The sequence below is a fragment of the Thiobacter subterraneus genome, from assembly GCF_055379455.1.
Genome location: NZ_AP042402.1, coordinates 2414515 through 2427598 on the forward strand (window position 1 = coordinate 2414515; position 13084 = coordinate 2427598).

Annotated in this window: 13 protein-coding genes; 10 read left to right on the forward strand and 3 right to left on the reverse strand. The window is 67.5% G+C overall.

All coding sequences use genetic code 11. The features are described 5' to 3' along the window. The first annotated feature begins 11 nt into the window (after positions 1–11). The 9 genes from ACZ42P_RS11885 (at position 12) to rssA (ending at position 8639) form a co-directional block, all read left to right on the forward strand. A complete protein-coding gene (locus ACZ42P_RS11885) occupies positions 12–1391 on the forward strand; it encodes an amidase (protein ID WP_464897749.1) in 1380 nt (459 codons plus the stop codon). Beyond that, positions 1388–2266: a 2-hydroxy-3-oxopropionate reductase gene (locus tag ACZ42P_RS11890; protein ID WP_464897750.1), complete on the forward strand. Its 879-nt coding sequence runs from the start codon at positions 1388–1390 to the stop codon at positions 2264–2266. The genes ACZ42P_RS11885 and ACZ42P_RS11890 overlap by 4 nt, the downstream gene beginning before the upstream one ends. Before the next feature lie 81 nt (positions 2267–2347). Continuing rightward, positions 2348–3298: a D-2-hydroxyacid dehydrogenase gene (locus tag ACZ42P_RS11895; RefSeq protein ID WP_464897751.1), complete on the forward strand. Its 951-nt coding sequence runs from the start codon at positions 2348–2350 to the stop codon at positions 3296–3298. Between the two features lie 2 nt (positions 3299–3300). Beyond that, on the forward strand, positions 3301–4428 hold the full coding sequence (locus tag ACZ42P_RS11900; RefSeq protein WP_464899405.1) for a glycerate kinase: 1128 nt from the start codon (positions 3301–3303) through the stop codon (positions 4426–4428). A gap of 15 nt (positions 4429–4443) precedes the next feature. Further along, a complete protein-coding gene (locus ACZ42P_RS11905; protein WP_464897752.1) occupies positions 4444–4677 on the forward strand; it encodes a hypothetical protein in 234 nt (77 codons plus the stop codon). A 41-nt stretch (positions 4678–4718) separates the two neighbouring features. After that, complete coding sequence (locus tag ACZ42P_RS11910) at positions 4719–5078, forward strand: CidA/LrgA family protein (protein ID WP_464897753.1); 360 nt, start codon at positions 4719–4721, stop codon at positions 5076–5078. After that, positions 5075–5797 carry an LrgB family protein gene (locus tag ACZ42P_RS11915; protein WP_464897754.1) on the forward strand — a complete coding sequence of 241 codons (723 nt, stop codon included), beginning with the start codon at positions 5075–5077 and terminating at the stop codon, positions 5795–5797. Before ACZ42P_RS11910 ends, ACZ42P_RS11915 begins: the two co-directional genes overlap by 4 nt. 134 nt (positions 5798–5931) lie before the next feature. After that, positions 5932–7737 (forward strand): 3'-5' exonuclease, encoded by a 1806-nt coding sequence (locus ACZ42P_RS11920; protein ID WP_464897755.1) that lies wholly within the window; start codon positions 5932–5934, stop codon positions 7735–7737. A gap of 5 nt (positions 7738–7742) precedes the next feature. Beyond that, positions 7743–8639, forward strand: coding sequence for a patatin-like phospholipase RssA (gene rssA, locus ACZ42P_RS11925; protein WP_464897756.1), 897 nt, complete (start codon positions 7743–7745; stop codon positions 8637–8639). A gap of 5 nt (positions 8640–8644) precedes the next feature. On the opposite strand, the gene ACZ42P_RS11930 is transcribed toward rssA, so the two are convergent. Then, the gene (locus tag ACZ42P_RS11930; RefSeq protein ID WP_464897757.1) at positions 8645–9424 is read right to left on the reverse strand and encodes a ParA family protein; all 780 of its coding nucleotides are present in this window, start codon (positions 9422–9424) and stop codon (positions 8645–8647) included. A 385-nt stretch (positions 9425–9809) separates the two neighbouring features. On the opposite strand from ACZ42P_RS11930, the gene ACZ42P_RS11935 reads away from it, so the two are divergent. Then, on the forward strand, positions 9810–10286 hold the full coding sequence (locus tag ACZ42P_RS11935; RefSeq protein WP_464897758.1) for a DUF6231 family protein: 477 nt from the start codon (positions 9810–9812) through the stop codon (positions 10284–10286). Between the two features lie 102 nt (positions 10287–10388). On the opposite strand, the gene ACZ42P_RS11940 is transcribed toward ACZ42P_RS11935, so the two are convergent. Together ACZ42P_RS11940 and ACZ42P_RS11945 are read right to left on the reverse strand one after the other, a co-directional pair. Beyond that, positions 10389–11357, reverse strand: coding sequence for an FHA domain-containing protein (locus tag ACZ42P_RS11940; protein ID WP_464897759.1), 969 nt, complete (start codon positions 11355–11357; stop codon positions 10389–10391). Then, positions 11345–12634, reverse strand: coding sequence for a S1C family serine protease (locus ACZ42P_RS11945; protein WP_464897760.1), 1290 nt, complete (start codon positions 12632–12634; stop codon positions 11345–11347). The genes ACZ42P_RS11940 and ACZ42P_RS11945 overlap by 13 nt, the downstream gene beginning before the upstream one ends. Positions 12635–13084 lie beyond the last annotated feature (450 nt).

Sequence of the window (13084 nt, forward strand, 5' to 3'; positions counted from 1 at the left end):
ATCCTCCCATCATGGGGGCGGTGCCGGCCGTTGCCGATCCTGGCTACCTCGCCCTGAGCGAGGTGGTGACGGCGCAGCGTGAGGGACTTGTCAGCGCCAAAGCCTACGCCGAGGCCCTGCTGGCGCGGGTGGTGGCGCAGGAACCCCTGCTGCACACCTTCGCCTGGTTCGACCCGGACCATTGGCGTGCCCAGGCCCGTGCCCGCGATGCACAGCCCGGCGGCGGCGTCCTGCAGGGCATCCCCGTGGGGGTGAAGGACATCATCGACACCGCGGGAATCCCCACCCAATGGGGCACACCGGCCTGTCGCGGGCGTGTGCCCAGCCGTTCGGCCACGGTGGTGCGGCGCCTGGAAGCGGCAGGGGGTTATGTCGCAGGCAAGACGGTGACCGCGGAGCTCGCCTTCTATGCCCCCGGCCCCACGCGCAATCCCTGGAATGCGGAGCACACGCCCGGCGGCTCGTCGAGTGGTTCCGCGGCGGCGGTGGCGGCGGGCTTCGTGCCCGTGGCGCTCGGCACCCAGACCAACGGCTCCGTGATCCGCCCGGCGGCCTACTGCGGCGTGGTGGGATTCAAGCCGTCCAGCGGCCTCATTCCGCGTTCCGGCATGCTGTCCTTCTCGCGCACCCTGGACACCGTGGGTGTGTTCGCGCGGCGGGTGGCGGATGCCGCGTGCCTGGCACGGGTGCTCGCCGGCCGGGACGAGGAAGATCCCAGCGGCGTGGAGGCGCCCCAGGCGCTGGCGCCGGTGGCAGCCGCAACGACACCGCCGCGCCTGGCTTTCGTGCGGACGTCGGCCTGGTACCAGGCGGAAGGCTACCAGCGGGAGCATCTGCTGGATCTGGCCAGCCGCTTCGCGGCGGCGGACGCCGTGGTGGAGGAAGTGGCCCTGCCGCCGGTGTTCGAGGAAGGCTGGGCACTGCACCGCACCATCATGTATGGCGAAGGGGCGCGGGCGCTCAAGCCTCTTTACGACCGGCATCGCGCCCAGCTGTCCGAACGTGTGCAGGCGCTCATCGAGGAAGGGCTGGCGATTCCCGATGCCGCCATCGAACAGGCCTGTGCCCGACGGCTGCTGCTCCACCGGGAGCTGCGTGCCCTGTTCGAGCGTTTCGATGCGTTGCTCACGCCGGCCGCCACCGGCGAGGCACCGGCGACACTGGAGCACACCGGAGATCCCGTATTCTGCACCCTGTGGACGCTCACGGGACTGCCCGCGATCAGCCTGCCCAGCGGCTTTGGCCCGAGCGGTCTGCCTCTGGGCGCGCAGCTGGTGGGCCCCTATCTCCGGGACGGCCGTCTGCTGGCGGTGGCGCAATGGTGCGAGGCGGTGATCGCTCTGGCACCGCTGCTCGCCGACACAACCCGTTACACAAGGAGGACTGTATGAACATTGCCTTCATCGGCATGGGCATCATGGGCAAGCCCATGGCCATCAATCTCAAAAAAGCCGGGCATACCGTGTATGTGCACGGGCGCCGGCCGGAATCCATGGAGGAACCGGCGCGCGCCGGCTGTGTGCCCTGTCCGTCGTCTGCGGATGCGGCCTCGCGTGCCGAGATCATCATCATCATGGTGTCGGACACGCCGGACGTGGAACAGGTGATCTTTGGTGACACCGGTGTGATCCATGGTGCCAGGCCCGGCTCCGTGGTGGTGGACATGAGCACCATTTCGCCCACCGCCACCCGCCGCTTCGCCGCCGAACTCGCCCAGCAGCAGATCGACATGCTGGATGCGCCCGTGTCGGGTGGGGAGATCGGCGCCATCCAGGGCACGCTGTCCATCATGGTGGGCGGCAAGCCCGAGGTGTTCCAACGGGTGAAGCCCGTGTTCGAGGCCATGGGCAAGAACATCGTGCACGTGGGCGACCATGGCGCCGGCCAGGTGGCCAAGGCCTGCAACCAGATCGTGGTGGCGGTGACCATCGAGGCAGTGGCCGAGGCCCTGCTGTTTGCGCGCAAGAACGGGGTGGATCCGGCCAAGGTGCGCGAGGCCCTCATGGGCGGCTTTGCCGGCAGCCGCATCCTGGAGGTGCACGGCAAGCGCATGCTGGACAATGACTACAAGCCGGGCTTCAAGACCCGTCTGCACCAGAAGGACATGAACATCGTCATGCAGACGGCCCGGGAACTGGGCCTGGCGCTGCCGGGTGCGGCACTGGTGATGCAGCACCTCAATGCCCTGATGGGCACCGGCGGCGCGGAGCTCGATTCGGCGGCCGTGATGAAGATCGTCGAGCGTGCCTCCGGCATGGAACGCTGAGGCAGGGTTCAGAAGTCGTGCGGGCGGGCCTGCCCTGTCCGCGCGGCCCACGCTCTGCTTGAGCACACATGGAAGTCCAGCATGACAGAGAAAATCGTTTTCCTCGACCGCAACAGCATCATCGCCGACATCCGGCGTCCGGCCTTTCCCCATGAGTGGGTGGACTACGCCAAGACGCGTCCGGAGGAGGTGGTGGCCCGTATCCGGGACGCCAGCATCGTCATCACCAACAAGGTGAAGCTGCCGGGCGAAGTGCTCGCCCAGGCACCGGCGGTGAAGCTGATCGCAGTGGCGGCCACCGGCACCGACAATGTGGATCTCGCCTATTGCCGCGCCCATGGCATCGTCGTTTCCAATATCCGCGGCTATGCGGTGCACACCGTCCCGGAGCATGCCTTCATGATGATGCTGGCGCTGCGGCGCAGCCTGCTGGGGTGGCGCCAGGATCTCCGCGCGGGACTGTGGGAGACGGCCGACCAGTTCTGCCTGTTCACGCGTCCCATCCACGACCTGCATGGCAGCACCCTCGGGCTGATCGGCTACGGCTCCCTGGGGCAGGGCATGCACCGGCTCGCCGAGGCCTTCGGCATGCGGGTGCTGATCGCCGAGCACAAGGGCGCCGCGCAGGTGCGCGCAGGCTACACGCCGTTCGAGACGGTGCTGCGGGAGGCGGACGTGGTCTCCTTGCACACGCCCCTCACGCCCGAGACACGCCATCTGATCGGGGCGCGTGAGTTCCTGATGATGAAACCCGGCGCCATTCTCATCAATACTGCGCGCGGCGGGCTGGTGGACGAGGCAGCCCTGGTGGATGCCTTGAAGAGCGGCGCCATCGCCGGCGCAGGGTTCGACGTGCTGTCGGTGGAACCGCCCCATGCGGGCAATCCCCTGCTCGAACTGGATCTGCCCAATTTCATCCTCACGCCCCACGTGGCCTGGTCCAGCCGCGAGGCGATGCAGACCCTGGCCGACCAGCTGGTGGACAACATCGAGGCCTTCGTGGCGGGCGAGCCGCGCAACGTGGTGACGTGAAGATCGTCATCGCCCCGGATTCCTTCAAGGGTTCGCTCACCGCCCTGGAGGCGGCGCAAGCCATGGCGGCGGGCGTGGGGCATGTCTGCCCGGACGCGGCGGTGCGCCTGTTCCCCCTCGCCGACGGCGGCGAGGGCACCCTGGATGCTCTGCTCCATGCCGGCGGCGGCGAACGTCGCCACACGCGGGTCACAGGCGCCGACGGCCAGCCGGTGCAGGCCGCATGGGGCGTGCTGAAGGATCAGGATGCGCCCGTCGCCGTCATCGAATCGGCACAGATCGTGGGTCTCACACTGGCCGGAGCAAGCGACGTCACCCGGCGCTCCAGCCGCGGCATCGGCGAGCTGATCCGCCACGCGCTGGATGCGGGACTGAAGCGTTTTCTCATCGGTCTCGGCGGTACCAGCACCAACGATGGCGGTGCCGGGCTGCTCGTCGCCCTGGGCGTGCGTCTGCTGGATGCCGCCGGGATGGCGCTGGAGCCGACACCGGCGGGGCTTGCGCGGCTCGCCCGCGTGGACTTCACCGGTCTCGATGCCCGGCTGGCGGGCTGCGAGCTGACGGCCCTGACGGATGTGGACAACCCCCTGACCGGGCCGGAGGGGGCCACGGCGACCTTCGGTCCGCAAAAGGGCGTGCCCCCCGACGCGATTCCCGTCATCGATGAGCGGCTCGCCCGTTTCGCCGCCCTGTGCGATGCCTGGGCGGGGCGGTCCGTGTCGAAGGAGTCCGGTGCGGGCGCCGCCGGCGGCCTGGGTTATGCGCTGCTTCTCATCGGCGCGCGCCGCGAGCCCGGTGCGCGACTGGTCTGCGAGCGGGTGGGTTTGCCCGAGGCCATTGCCGGCGCCGACTGGGTCCTGACCGGAGAAGGCCGCTCGGATCACCAGACCCTGCACGGCAAGCTGCCCATGGAAGTGGCCCGGCTGGCCCACGCCAGCGGGGTGCCGGTGACGCTGATCTCGGGCCGCATCGATCCCGCGGCGCGCCCGCTTCTGCTTGCCCACTTCGACGGCTGTTTCCAGGCCGCGCCCGACGATCTGCCCCTTGCGACCGCCATGGCCCGGGCGGCACAATTCCTGGAAGGGGCGGCGCAACGGGCCGCGCGGGCGCATTGCGCCGGGGATTGCTGATTCGGGAGAACAGGCTTGTCCGAAGACGAGATCCGCTACGGCCGCTGCTACAGCAACGGCATTTACGGAGCCAAGTGGGCCGTGTACCAGATCATCCGGGAAAACGAGGATGGCACGGTGACCTTCAAGGTGGTCGCCGGGGCCAACCGCCGCCGTACCGCCACGCTGCCGCGCGGCGAATTCGCACGCTGGGCCCAGTACGAGGTGGCGCTCAAGGAAAACGAATGGGTGCGGCTGGACCAGCTGTGAACTCGCCCCGGCGCGGCGGCTGAGACGTTCCCGCGACGTCCATGCTCGGCGGCCTGACCCTTCTTCTCCTGTTCCAACTGGCCGGGGAGGTGCTGGTGCAGGTGCTTGCGCTGCCGGTGCCGGGGCCGGTGCTGGGCATGGCCCTGCTCCTCCTCGCCCTGGTGATGCGGGGCGGGGCGCCGCAGGCACTGTCCGATACGGCCAATGGCCTGCTTGCCCATCTCTCCATCCTGTTCGTCCCGGGCGGGGTGGGCGTCATGCTCTATTTGCCGCGCCTGCGCGAAGAGTGGCTGCCCATCACGGCGAGCCTGGTGCTGGGGACCCTGATCACCCTCGCCGGCAGCGCCCTGTTGCTGCGCAGCCTGCACCGTCGTCGGGAAGACAGGGGGCAGCGCCCGTGACCGGCAGGCTGGGCCACATCTGGGTGTATCTCGCGGCGAGTCCGCTGCTCTGGCTTGCGCTCACCCTCATCGCCTACCAGGGGGCGACCTGGGTCTCGCGCCGCCTGAACCAGCATCCCCTGGCCAACCCGGTGCTGCTTTCGGTGGCAACGCTGGTAGGGGTGCTGCACCTCACCGGGACGCCCTATCAAACCTATTTCGACGGCGCCCAGTTCGTGCACTTCCTGCTGGGCCCGGCGACGGTGGCGCTGGCCGTTCCCCTCTACCAACATCTCGACCGCCTGCGGCGCATGTGGGCACCCCTGCTGGTCACGCTCGTGGCCGGCTCGGCGGTGGCGGCAGCGTCGGCCTACGGCATCGCGCGAATCCTGGGCGGCAGCCGGGAAGTGGCCCTGTCCCTGGCGCCCAAGTCCGCCACCATGCCCATCGCCATGGGCATCTCGGAAAAGATCGGCGGCATTCCCAGCCTCACCGCCGTGTTCGTGGTGCTCACCGGCATCCTGGGTGCGGTGCTGGGCAAGTGGCTGCTCGACCGTCTCGGCTGCCGGGACGATGCCATCAAGGGCTTTGCCATCGGACTCACGTCCCATGGCATCGGCACTGCCCGTGCTTTCCAGATCTCGGCGCTGGCCGGGGCCTTTTCCGGTCTGGCCATGGGCCTCAACGGCCTCATGACCGCGGTGCTGGTGCCATTGCTCGCCCACTGGCTGATTGGCTGAGAACAGCACCGGCAAAAGGTGCCGGACGGTCAGGACGCATGGCAAGGGAAGTGGGCCTCGTCACGGCGCACCAGGTGTGGGCAATGACAGGAGGCGCGCTAAAGGTTTGCAGTCAGCCGCCGAAGACACGAGGCATGGCTACTCTCATCCCGACGCTCGGTAGTGCGCGTTTCGATAGCCGGGGCGAGCTCAGGTTTGCCGAACGGCTGCGCGACTTTCTGGAGGAAAACGCCCTGGTCTGGCACAACCTGCCGGTGGGGCCGTGGGGCCAGCGTCCGGATTTTGTCGTCCTGCATCCGGCGCGTGGCCTGGTCGTGCTGGAAGTCAAGGACTGGCGTCTCGACAATCTCATCGAGGCCGACCGCTTCGAGGTGACCCTGCTCACGAACACGGCCCCGGTGAGGCACGTCAATCCCATCGAACAGGTGCGCCAGTACATGTACCGGGTGGTGGATGCGCTCAAGCAGGATGCTTCCCTGCTCATTCCGGATGGCCCACAAAAGGGACAGCTCTGTGTGCCGTCTGGCTTTGGCGTGGTGCTCACCAACATCACGCGCCGGCAATTCGAGTCAACGGACCTGGGCCAGATCATCCCACCCGAAAAGGTCGTCTGCAGGGACGAAATGACGGAGACGGTGGAGGCGGATGATTTCCGCGAGCGCATCTGGTCCCTGGTGTCCCGCCGGCCGGGGCGCATGTTGCCCATGCCCCAACTGGATCGGGTGCGTGCCATTCTTTTTCCGGAAATCCGCATCCGCCAGATTGCACTCCCCTTGGGGGAGCAGGACGCCCCGGGGCGGGACGACCACCTCCTCATGGTGATGGATCTGCAGCAGGAACAGCTGGCCCGCAGCCTGGGTGAAGGGCATCGCATCATACGGGGTGTGGCCGGTTCCGGCAAAACACTCGTCCTCGTTTTTCGCGCCGAGCATCTGGCACGTATTGCGACGCGTCCAGTGCTCGTGCTGTGTTACGGCAACGGCATTGCCGGACGTATCGAAAACGCCATGCAGGACCGGGGTGTGGAGGACAAGGTCCATGTCTTCACTTTCCATTCGTGGTGTTATCGCATGCTGCGCACCTATGATCTGCCGGTGCCGACCGAGCGGGAATATCCGGAGTATGAGGCTCGTCTGCAGGCTGGCGTGACGGGTGTCATGGAAGCCGTGGACAGGGGGCTGATCCCGCCAGGCCAGTATGACGCGGTCCTCATCGATGAAGCGCATGATTTCGAACCGGAATGGCTTGCGCTCGCGGCGCGCATGGTGCACCCGGACACGCGTTCGCTGCTCGTGGTCTATGATGATGCCCAAGCCATTTACAAGGGCAGGAAGCGGCCGGTGTGGAAGCAGTTGGGGATTGATGCATCCGGGCGCACCACGGTGCTCAAGGTCAACCATCGCAACACTGCGCAGATTTTGCGCCTGGCCTGCCGTTTCGCGGCCGATGCCCTGCAGACCCCGGGTTTCGGGGAGGGGGCTGAGACCATCGTCCTGCCTGAGACGGCCGGCCGCGAGGGGCCCGAACCCGTGGTGCGGGCCTGTGTCGATTTTGACGGTGAGGCCCACGCCGTCGCAGAGTGGCTGCAGGCCCGGCAGCGGGGTGGCTATCGCTGGGGCGAGATGGCCGTCGTATTTCCGGAACATGCCATTGGTGAACGGATCGCCCGCATATGCGAACAGCGCGACATTCCCGTCGACCGCGTCAAGAAAAACCGTAACCGTATCGATGTTCGCCGCGAAGCGGTGCGCTTTTTGAGCATGCACAACTGCAAAGGCTTGGAGTTCCCCTGCGTGGCCGTGGCAGGGCTGGGCGCCCTCAACGGTGAGGAGCTGGGCGATGATGTGCGGCTTGCCTACGTGGCCCTGACACGGGCCACCCACGAGCTGTTCGTGAGCTACTCGCGCTCCACACCCCTGGTGGCGCGTCTGGTCGGTTAGGCGGGATGGCACAGCCCCATAACCCCCGCATCGGCCTGGCCCTGGGCAGCGGCAGCGCCCGTGGCTGGGCGCACGTGGGTGTGCTCCGCGCACTGGAGGAGGCGGGCATTCGGCCGGACGTGGTATGCGGCACGTCCATCGGGGCACTGGTGGGGGCGGCCTATGCCGCGGGGGAGATCGAGCGCTTCGGCCAGTGGGTGGAGAGCCTGCGCCTCGCGGACGTGATCGCCTTCCTCGACGTGAAGTTCGCCGGGGGCTTGATCCAGGGCGAACGGCTGATGGAGTTTTTCCGCCGCAATTTCGTGGACCGGCCGGTGGAGGCGCTGGCGATTCCCTTCGGTGCGGTGGCCACGGAGCTCGCAAGCGGCAACGAGATCTGGCTGCGCGAGGGTTCCACCATGGATGCGGTGCGCGCTTCCATCGCCCTGCCCGGGCTGTTCACGCCGGTGGCACGCGATGGGCACCTGCTGGTCGATGGCGGGCTGGTGAATCCGGTGCCGGTGTCCCTGGCGCGCGCCATGGGGGCGGACGTGGTGATCGCGGTGGATCTGTCCTCCGACGTGCTCGGCCGCCATCTGCGGCCCCGGCGCAAGGCGGCGCGTGAAGGGGAAGTCAGTGCCTGGCTGGCGAAGCTGCAGGCCCGTCTGTCCGAATTCATGCCGCGCAATGGGCAGACACTGCCTTCGGTGCTGGACGTGGTGGCTTCCAGCATCAACATCATGCAAGTACGCATCGCCCGCAGCCGCATGGCGGGCGAGCCCCCGGATGCCGTGGTGGCGCCGCGGCTCGCCCACCTGGGGTTGATGGAGTTCCACCGGGGCAGGGAAGCGATCGAGGAGGGCCGGCGCGCAGTGAAGGCGGCCCTGCCGCAGATCCGGGAAGCGCTGGAAACCTGGGGTTGACCGGCTCAGGCCGCCTTCTGACGGGCAAGGCCGGTGTTGAGCAACTCTTCCAGAAAGGCCAGATAGTCACGCGCACCGCGGCAGTTGGGCGCGTGCTCGAACACGCTTTTCATCAGCGCCGGGCTTTCCGCCACGCGCACGTCCTCGCAGATGGTGGTGGCGCAGACGTCCTCGCCGAACTGCCGCCGCGCAGCCTCGAGGATTTCCCGCGCCATGCGCCGGCGCCGGTCGAAACGGGTGAGCAGATAGCGCCGCGGCAGGCGCTTCTTCAGGACATGCTCCAGGGCCTTGAGGGTCTTTTCCACCTGGGCGGCTCCATTGAGCGCAAGGAAATCGGTGGAGATCGGCACCAGCACCAGATCGCAGGCAAACAGCGCATTGAGGGAGAGCACACCGAGCATCGGGCTGCAGTCGATTACCACCGGCTCCTCCCCGCTGCCGAGGGTTTCGGCGCGCAGGGCGCCGGCCAGCCGCGTGACGATGTTGTAGCTCTTGCCGAACACCGCATCGGCCTTGGCCAGGTCCAGGTGGGCGGGAATCATCCGGATGCCGCTGGGAGTCGTGCGCACCAGATCGGTGAGGCTCCGGGTGCGCAGGAAGAAGGCATAGATGCTTTCCTCGCTCCGGTCTATGCTCACACCCAGGGTGCGGGTGAGGTGGGACTGGGGATCGAGGTCGATGAGCAGGGGGCGCTGCCCGCGCGCGGCCATGGCCGCAGCGAGGTTGAGGCTGGTGGTGGTTTTGCCCACCCCGCCTTTCTGATTGAAGATACTGATGACCGTCATGGCGCCCCCCTTGGCCGACCAGCCCAGCATAGCGCCGTGGCCAAAAATACGCAATAAATCCGATTATTGCGCGGAGAACATAAAGTGGCGGTGGAAGAATGTTTGCTAACTGTGGACTGATTTTCCCCGGTCGCGCAGCCGCCCTCGACGGCGCCACCCTGTCAGTGCCGCCCGGCAGGTGGGTGGACGCTCACCCCCACCCGAATGTGGTCCCGGCGCCCGCGCAGCGCTGCCTTTCAGGCATGGCCCGGTGCCGCCTGGGCAATGACACATGCGCCTTCGTTCCCGGCGCCGGCCGCCGTCGCCCCGGGCAGGCTGCCCGGGGCTGTTTAGCCTTTTGCCGATCCCCTGCCGGCGCAACCCGTCCGTGAACCGGGATAAGAGAATGTCCCACGTCCCTGTCCAAGCCCCCTCTGAACTGGCGGCACTCACGGCCGCCTGCGGTGCCCGCCGCCTGCTCGTGCTGGGCTGCCCACCGGGCGATCTGCCTGCCGGCTGCGTGGTGACCCATCACGGGGCTCCGCCCTGGCTGCCCCAAGGGACCGAGGCGACGCGTTTCGATCTGGCCTACGTGAAAGACGTCCTGGAAGGAATGCCCAAAGGGGAGGGCGTGAGGCTGCTGTGCCGTTTGCGCGACCTGTACACGCCGCGCCTCTATGTTCGCTGCGTGCTGGGCGCCTGGGGGGAGAACGATTTCTTCGCCCTGGGGATGGAACGGCTCGCGCTGGACGCGGCGGCCGGGCAGACGAGCGGGCTGTTCCGGTTCGATCTCTTCACCTACAAGCCCGCCCCCGAGTGGTTCAACGCCAAGTACTGGGCCCATCCGGAACTGTGGGACAAATATCCCTGGCTGCCTTCCTGAAAAGCCCTGGGCCGGACTCGACCCCCCGCGCCGTTTCCCTGTCACGGCAGGCGAAGACGCCCGCCGTGCCCCTGCCGGTGCTTCGGGCGCGGCGGGATCAAGTCAGTCCAGCTGGCCCGCGTCCAGGGCCGGGAGAAGGGCCTTCGCGTCCTCGGCGAAGCGGGCAGGCGTTTTGGGCTGGCCGAAGGCAAAGGCCGGCGGTTTGAGTTCTCCCGGGTAGGGCAGGTCGTCGCTGAATTCCAGGCTGCCCACGTAATCGCTGAAACCCGTCATGCCCACCAGCACCACGGCCGTCAGGAGCGCCGTGGTGCCTATGACCCGCGGCGTGAGCAGGGTGGCGAAACGCAGGTGGCCATACAGGGCGGCCGCCGAGACCAGCACGGTTACCAGTTGGAAGATCACGTCCGCCGAGAGTCCCGCCGAAAACGCAAAGGCGTAGTACTGACCGAGGGTGTCCAGCGCGAAGAAGGTGACGACTGCCGCGCTGGCGATGGCCAGGTGCGGCACGAAGGAGGCATGGTGGGCGAAGCTGCGACTGGCCAGGGCCCACAGCCCCGCCCACACGGGAATCGCCACGGCGATGGACAGGGCCGCGAGGAGCAGCTGCTCCGGGCTCATCACTTGGGCACTGCTCTGATAGTGATCGAGGATGATCAGGGCGAGCGCCATGCCATAGGCCAGCGCCGCCCCTGCCCCCTGGGTGAGCCAGCGTGTGGCGCGCGTCAGGCCCAGGCTGTCGCGGCGCGCGGGCGGCACCCGGTAGTCGGCGCTGCGCAGGCGGATCAGGGTGTGACCCAGGCGCAGCAGGGTCTCGCTGCCCAGGGGCTGGCGCGTGATGCGGGTGAGCTGGGGCAGGACATAGGTGCCGTTGTCGCTGTTCAGGTCCACCACCACCGGCCGGCCTGCCTCGTCGAGCTCGATGCGGGCGTGGTCCGGTGACACGAATTCGTCGTCCAGGATGATGTCGTTGTGGTAGCCGCGCCCGATGGACACGGGAAAGCGCTCAAGGCGCAGGCGGCTGTGCACCCGCCCGGACCTGTCCAGCACCTCCGCCACCATCACCGTTTCCACGGCTTTCTCTCCTGGGCAAAACTTTCCAGGTAATGGCGAGCGAAGCGGCGCGCATTGTCAGCGCTGACCCCCGCCAGCACCAAGGTGGTGACCAGGCCCCGCGTGTTGTGGTCGAGGGTGGCGGCTCGCAGCACGGCATCGTAGAGGCCCGGCAGCTTCTTGTAGCGGCGCAGGCACAGGGCCGCCTTGAAATCCAGGCTGCCGTGGCGCACGAAGTCGGTGTGGCAGGCGAAGCGCGAGACGTCCTCCCGCTCCGCCGGAATCTTCTCGTAGGGCTGGTTGAACTGGGCCTGGTACAGGGCATAGAAGCGGAAGCGATTGATGTTGCGCCCCGCGACGAACACATGCTGGAAATGCACCATCCCTGTCTGCTGGGTGCGCGACAGGTAGATGTCGTCCTCGGACGAGCACTGTTGTGTGACCTGTTCATAGACATTGGCAGGGTCGCGTTCGGCATCGCCCCAGCAGCGCAGAAAAGGCGCCACGCGGCCCGGCACGCGGTAATCCCCGAGAGGGCTGGTGGCCAGCGGCTGCGCCAGCAGGCGCTCCATGTAGCGGGCCTGATTGGACAGCAGGTCACGCTGCAGCAGGGCCCGTGCGGCGTCCGGCTCCAGTGGTGCGACACGCGGCGTGCGCGCCAGCAGCTCGGCCACGTAGCGTGCCGGCACCAGAAAGCTCACCTGGTTGCCCGCGGTGGCCACGTTCACGCCCACCACCCGGCCATCGGCCAGCAGCGCGGGGCCGCCGCTCATGCCCGGATTGATGGAGCCGGTGAAATGGATCTTCTCGTAAAGGGAATGTTCCAGCAGGCCGTTGTAGGTGCCTTCCACGATGGTGAAACCGAGATCCAGGGGCGTGCCGATGGAATAGAGGCGCTCGCCGATGGCCACCGGCCCGGTGGCGAGTGTCAGGTGGCGCGGGAAGGCGATGTCCGTGGCCACCAGGGCCAGATCGTGCACCACGTCGAAATTGACCAGGCGCAGGGGCGCGAGCAGGCCGGTGGCAGTGAGCACCTCGCCGCGATAGAGCTCGGGCTTGTGGACGAGATCGGCGATGACGTGATAGTTGGTGACGATGAGACCGGTGGGTGTGACCACGAAGCCGGAACCCACGCCGGCCTTGGCCCCGGAGGAGGCTTCCAGGATGCGCACCTGCACCACGCGGTCCTGGTAGCGGCTGAAGATCTGCTGGCTTTGGGCCAGGGCCGAGTGGGCCCCAAACAGCCACCCGAGACAAAACAGGATGGCATGGATCGCGGCGTTGTTCAGGCAGGGCATGGGGCGATTCTACCCGGGCGTTCGACGCCGCGTCCAACCGGGGCACCGGCCGTGGGCATGACACGAAAACATCCCATCGGATCGGCCCTTCGCCTGCTGCCTGAATGGCGCGACGGGTCCGGCACGGCGCCGCAGGGGCTTGTGCCTACGCCCGCCCTGCGGGGATGCATCCACTGCCCGGCGCACGTTGAAGCCGTCTGCCGGCTCTCGCCCGAGCGCGCGCCACTTGGCCTGCGCATTGCCATGCCCGAGCATGGGCAGGCCGCGTCGCCGCCGCGCTTCCATCTCTGGCAAATCCCGTTTGTGTCGCTTGGTGATCATGGCCCCTCCCCGAATCATGCCTGATTCGACTAACGTGCGACCTCCTCAAAGCATGGTCATCCATTGGGGTGGTTATCAATAGGCCGGAAATCATCCTGCTCCAGACCGCTTCACCCACGTGCAATACGC

Bases quoted from the DNA above. Each gene is read 5' to 3' on its own strand.
- ACZ42P_RS11885 (WP_464897749.1), top strand. From the start codon at position 12: ATGGGGGCGGTGCCGGCCGTTGCCGATCCTGGCTACCTCGCCCTGAGC.
- ACZ42P_RS11945 (WP_464897760.1), bottom strand. From the start codon at position 12,634: ATGCCCTGCCTGAACAACGCCGCGATCCATGCCATCCTGTTTTGTCTC.
- ACZ42P_RS11910 (WP_464897753.1), top strand. From the start codon at position 4,719: ATGCTCGGCGGCCTGACCCTTCTTCTCCTGTTCCAACTGGCCGGGGAG.
- ACZ42P_RS11920 (WP_464897755.1), top strand. From the start codon at position 5,932: ATGGCTACTCTCATCCCGACGCTCGGTAGTGCGCGTTTCGATAGCCGG.
- ACZ42P_RS11935 (WP_464897758.1), top strand. From the start codon at position 9,810: ATGTCCCACGTCCCTGTCCAAGCCCCCTCTGAACTGGCGGCACTCACG.
- rssA (WP_464897756.1), top strand. From the start codon at position 7,743: ATGGCACAGCCCCATAACCCCCGCATCGGCCTGGCCCTGGGCAGCGGC.
- ACZ42P_RS11895 (WP_464897751.1), top strand. From the start codon at position 2,348: ATGACAGAGAAAATCGTTTTCCTCGACCGCAACAGCATCATCGCCGAC.
- ACZ42P_RS11890 (WP_464897750.1), top strand. From the start codon at position 1,388: ATGAACATTGCCTTCATCGGCATGGGCATCATGGGCAAGCCCATGGCC.
- ACZ42P_RS11930 (WP_464897757.1), bottom strand. From the start codon at position 9,424: ATGACGGTCATCAGTATCTTCAATCAGAAAGGCGGGGTGGGCAAAACC.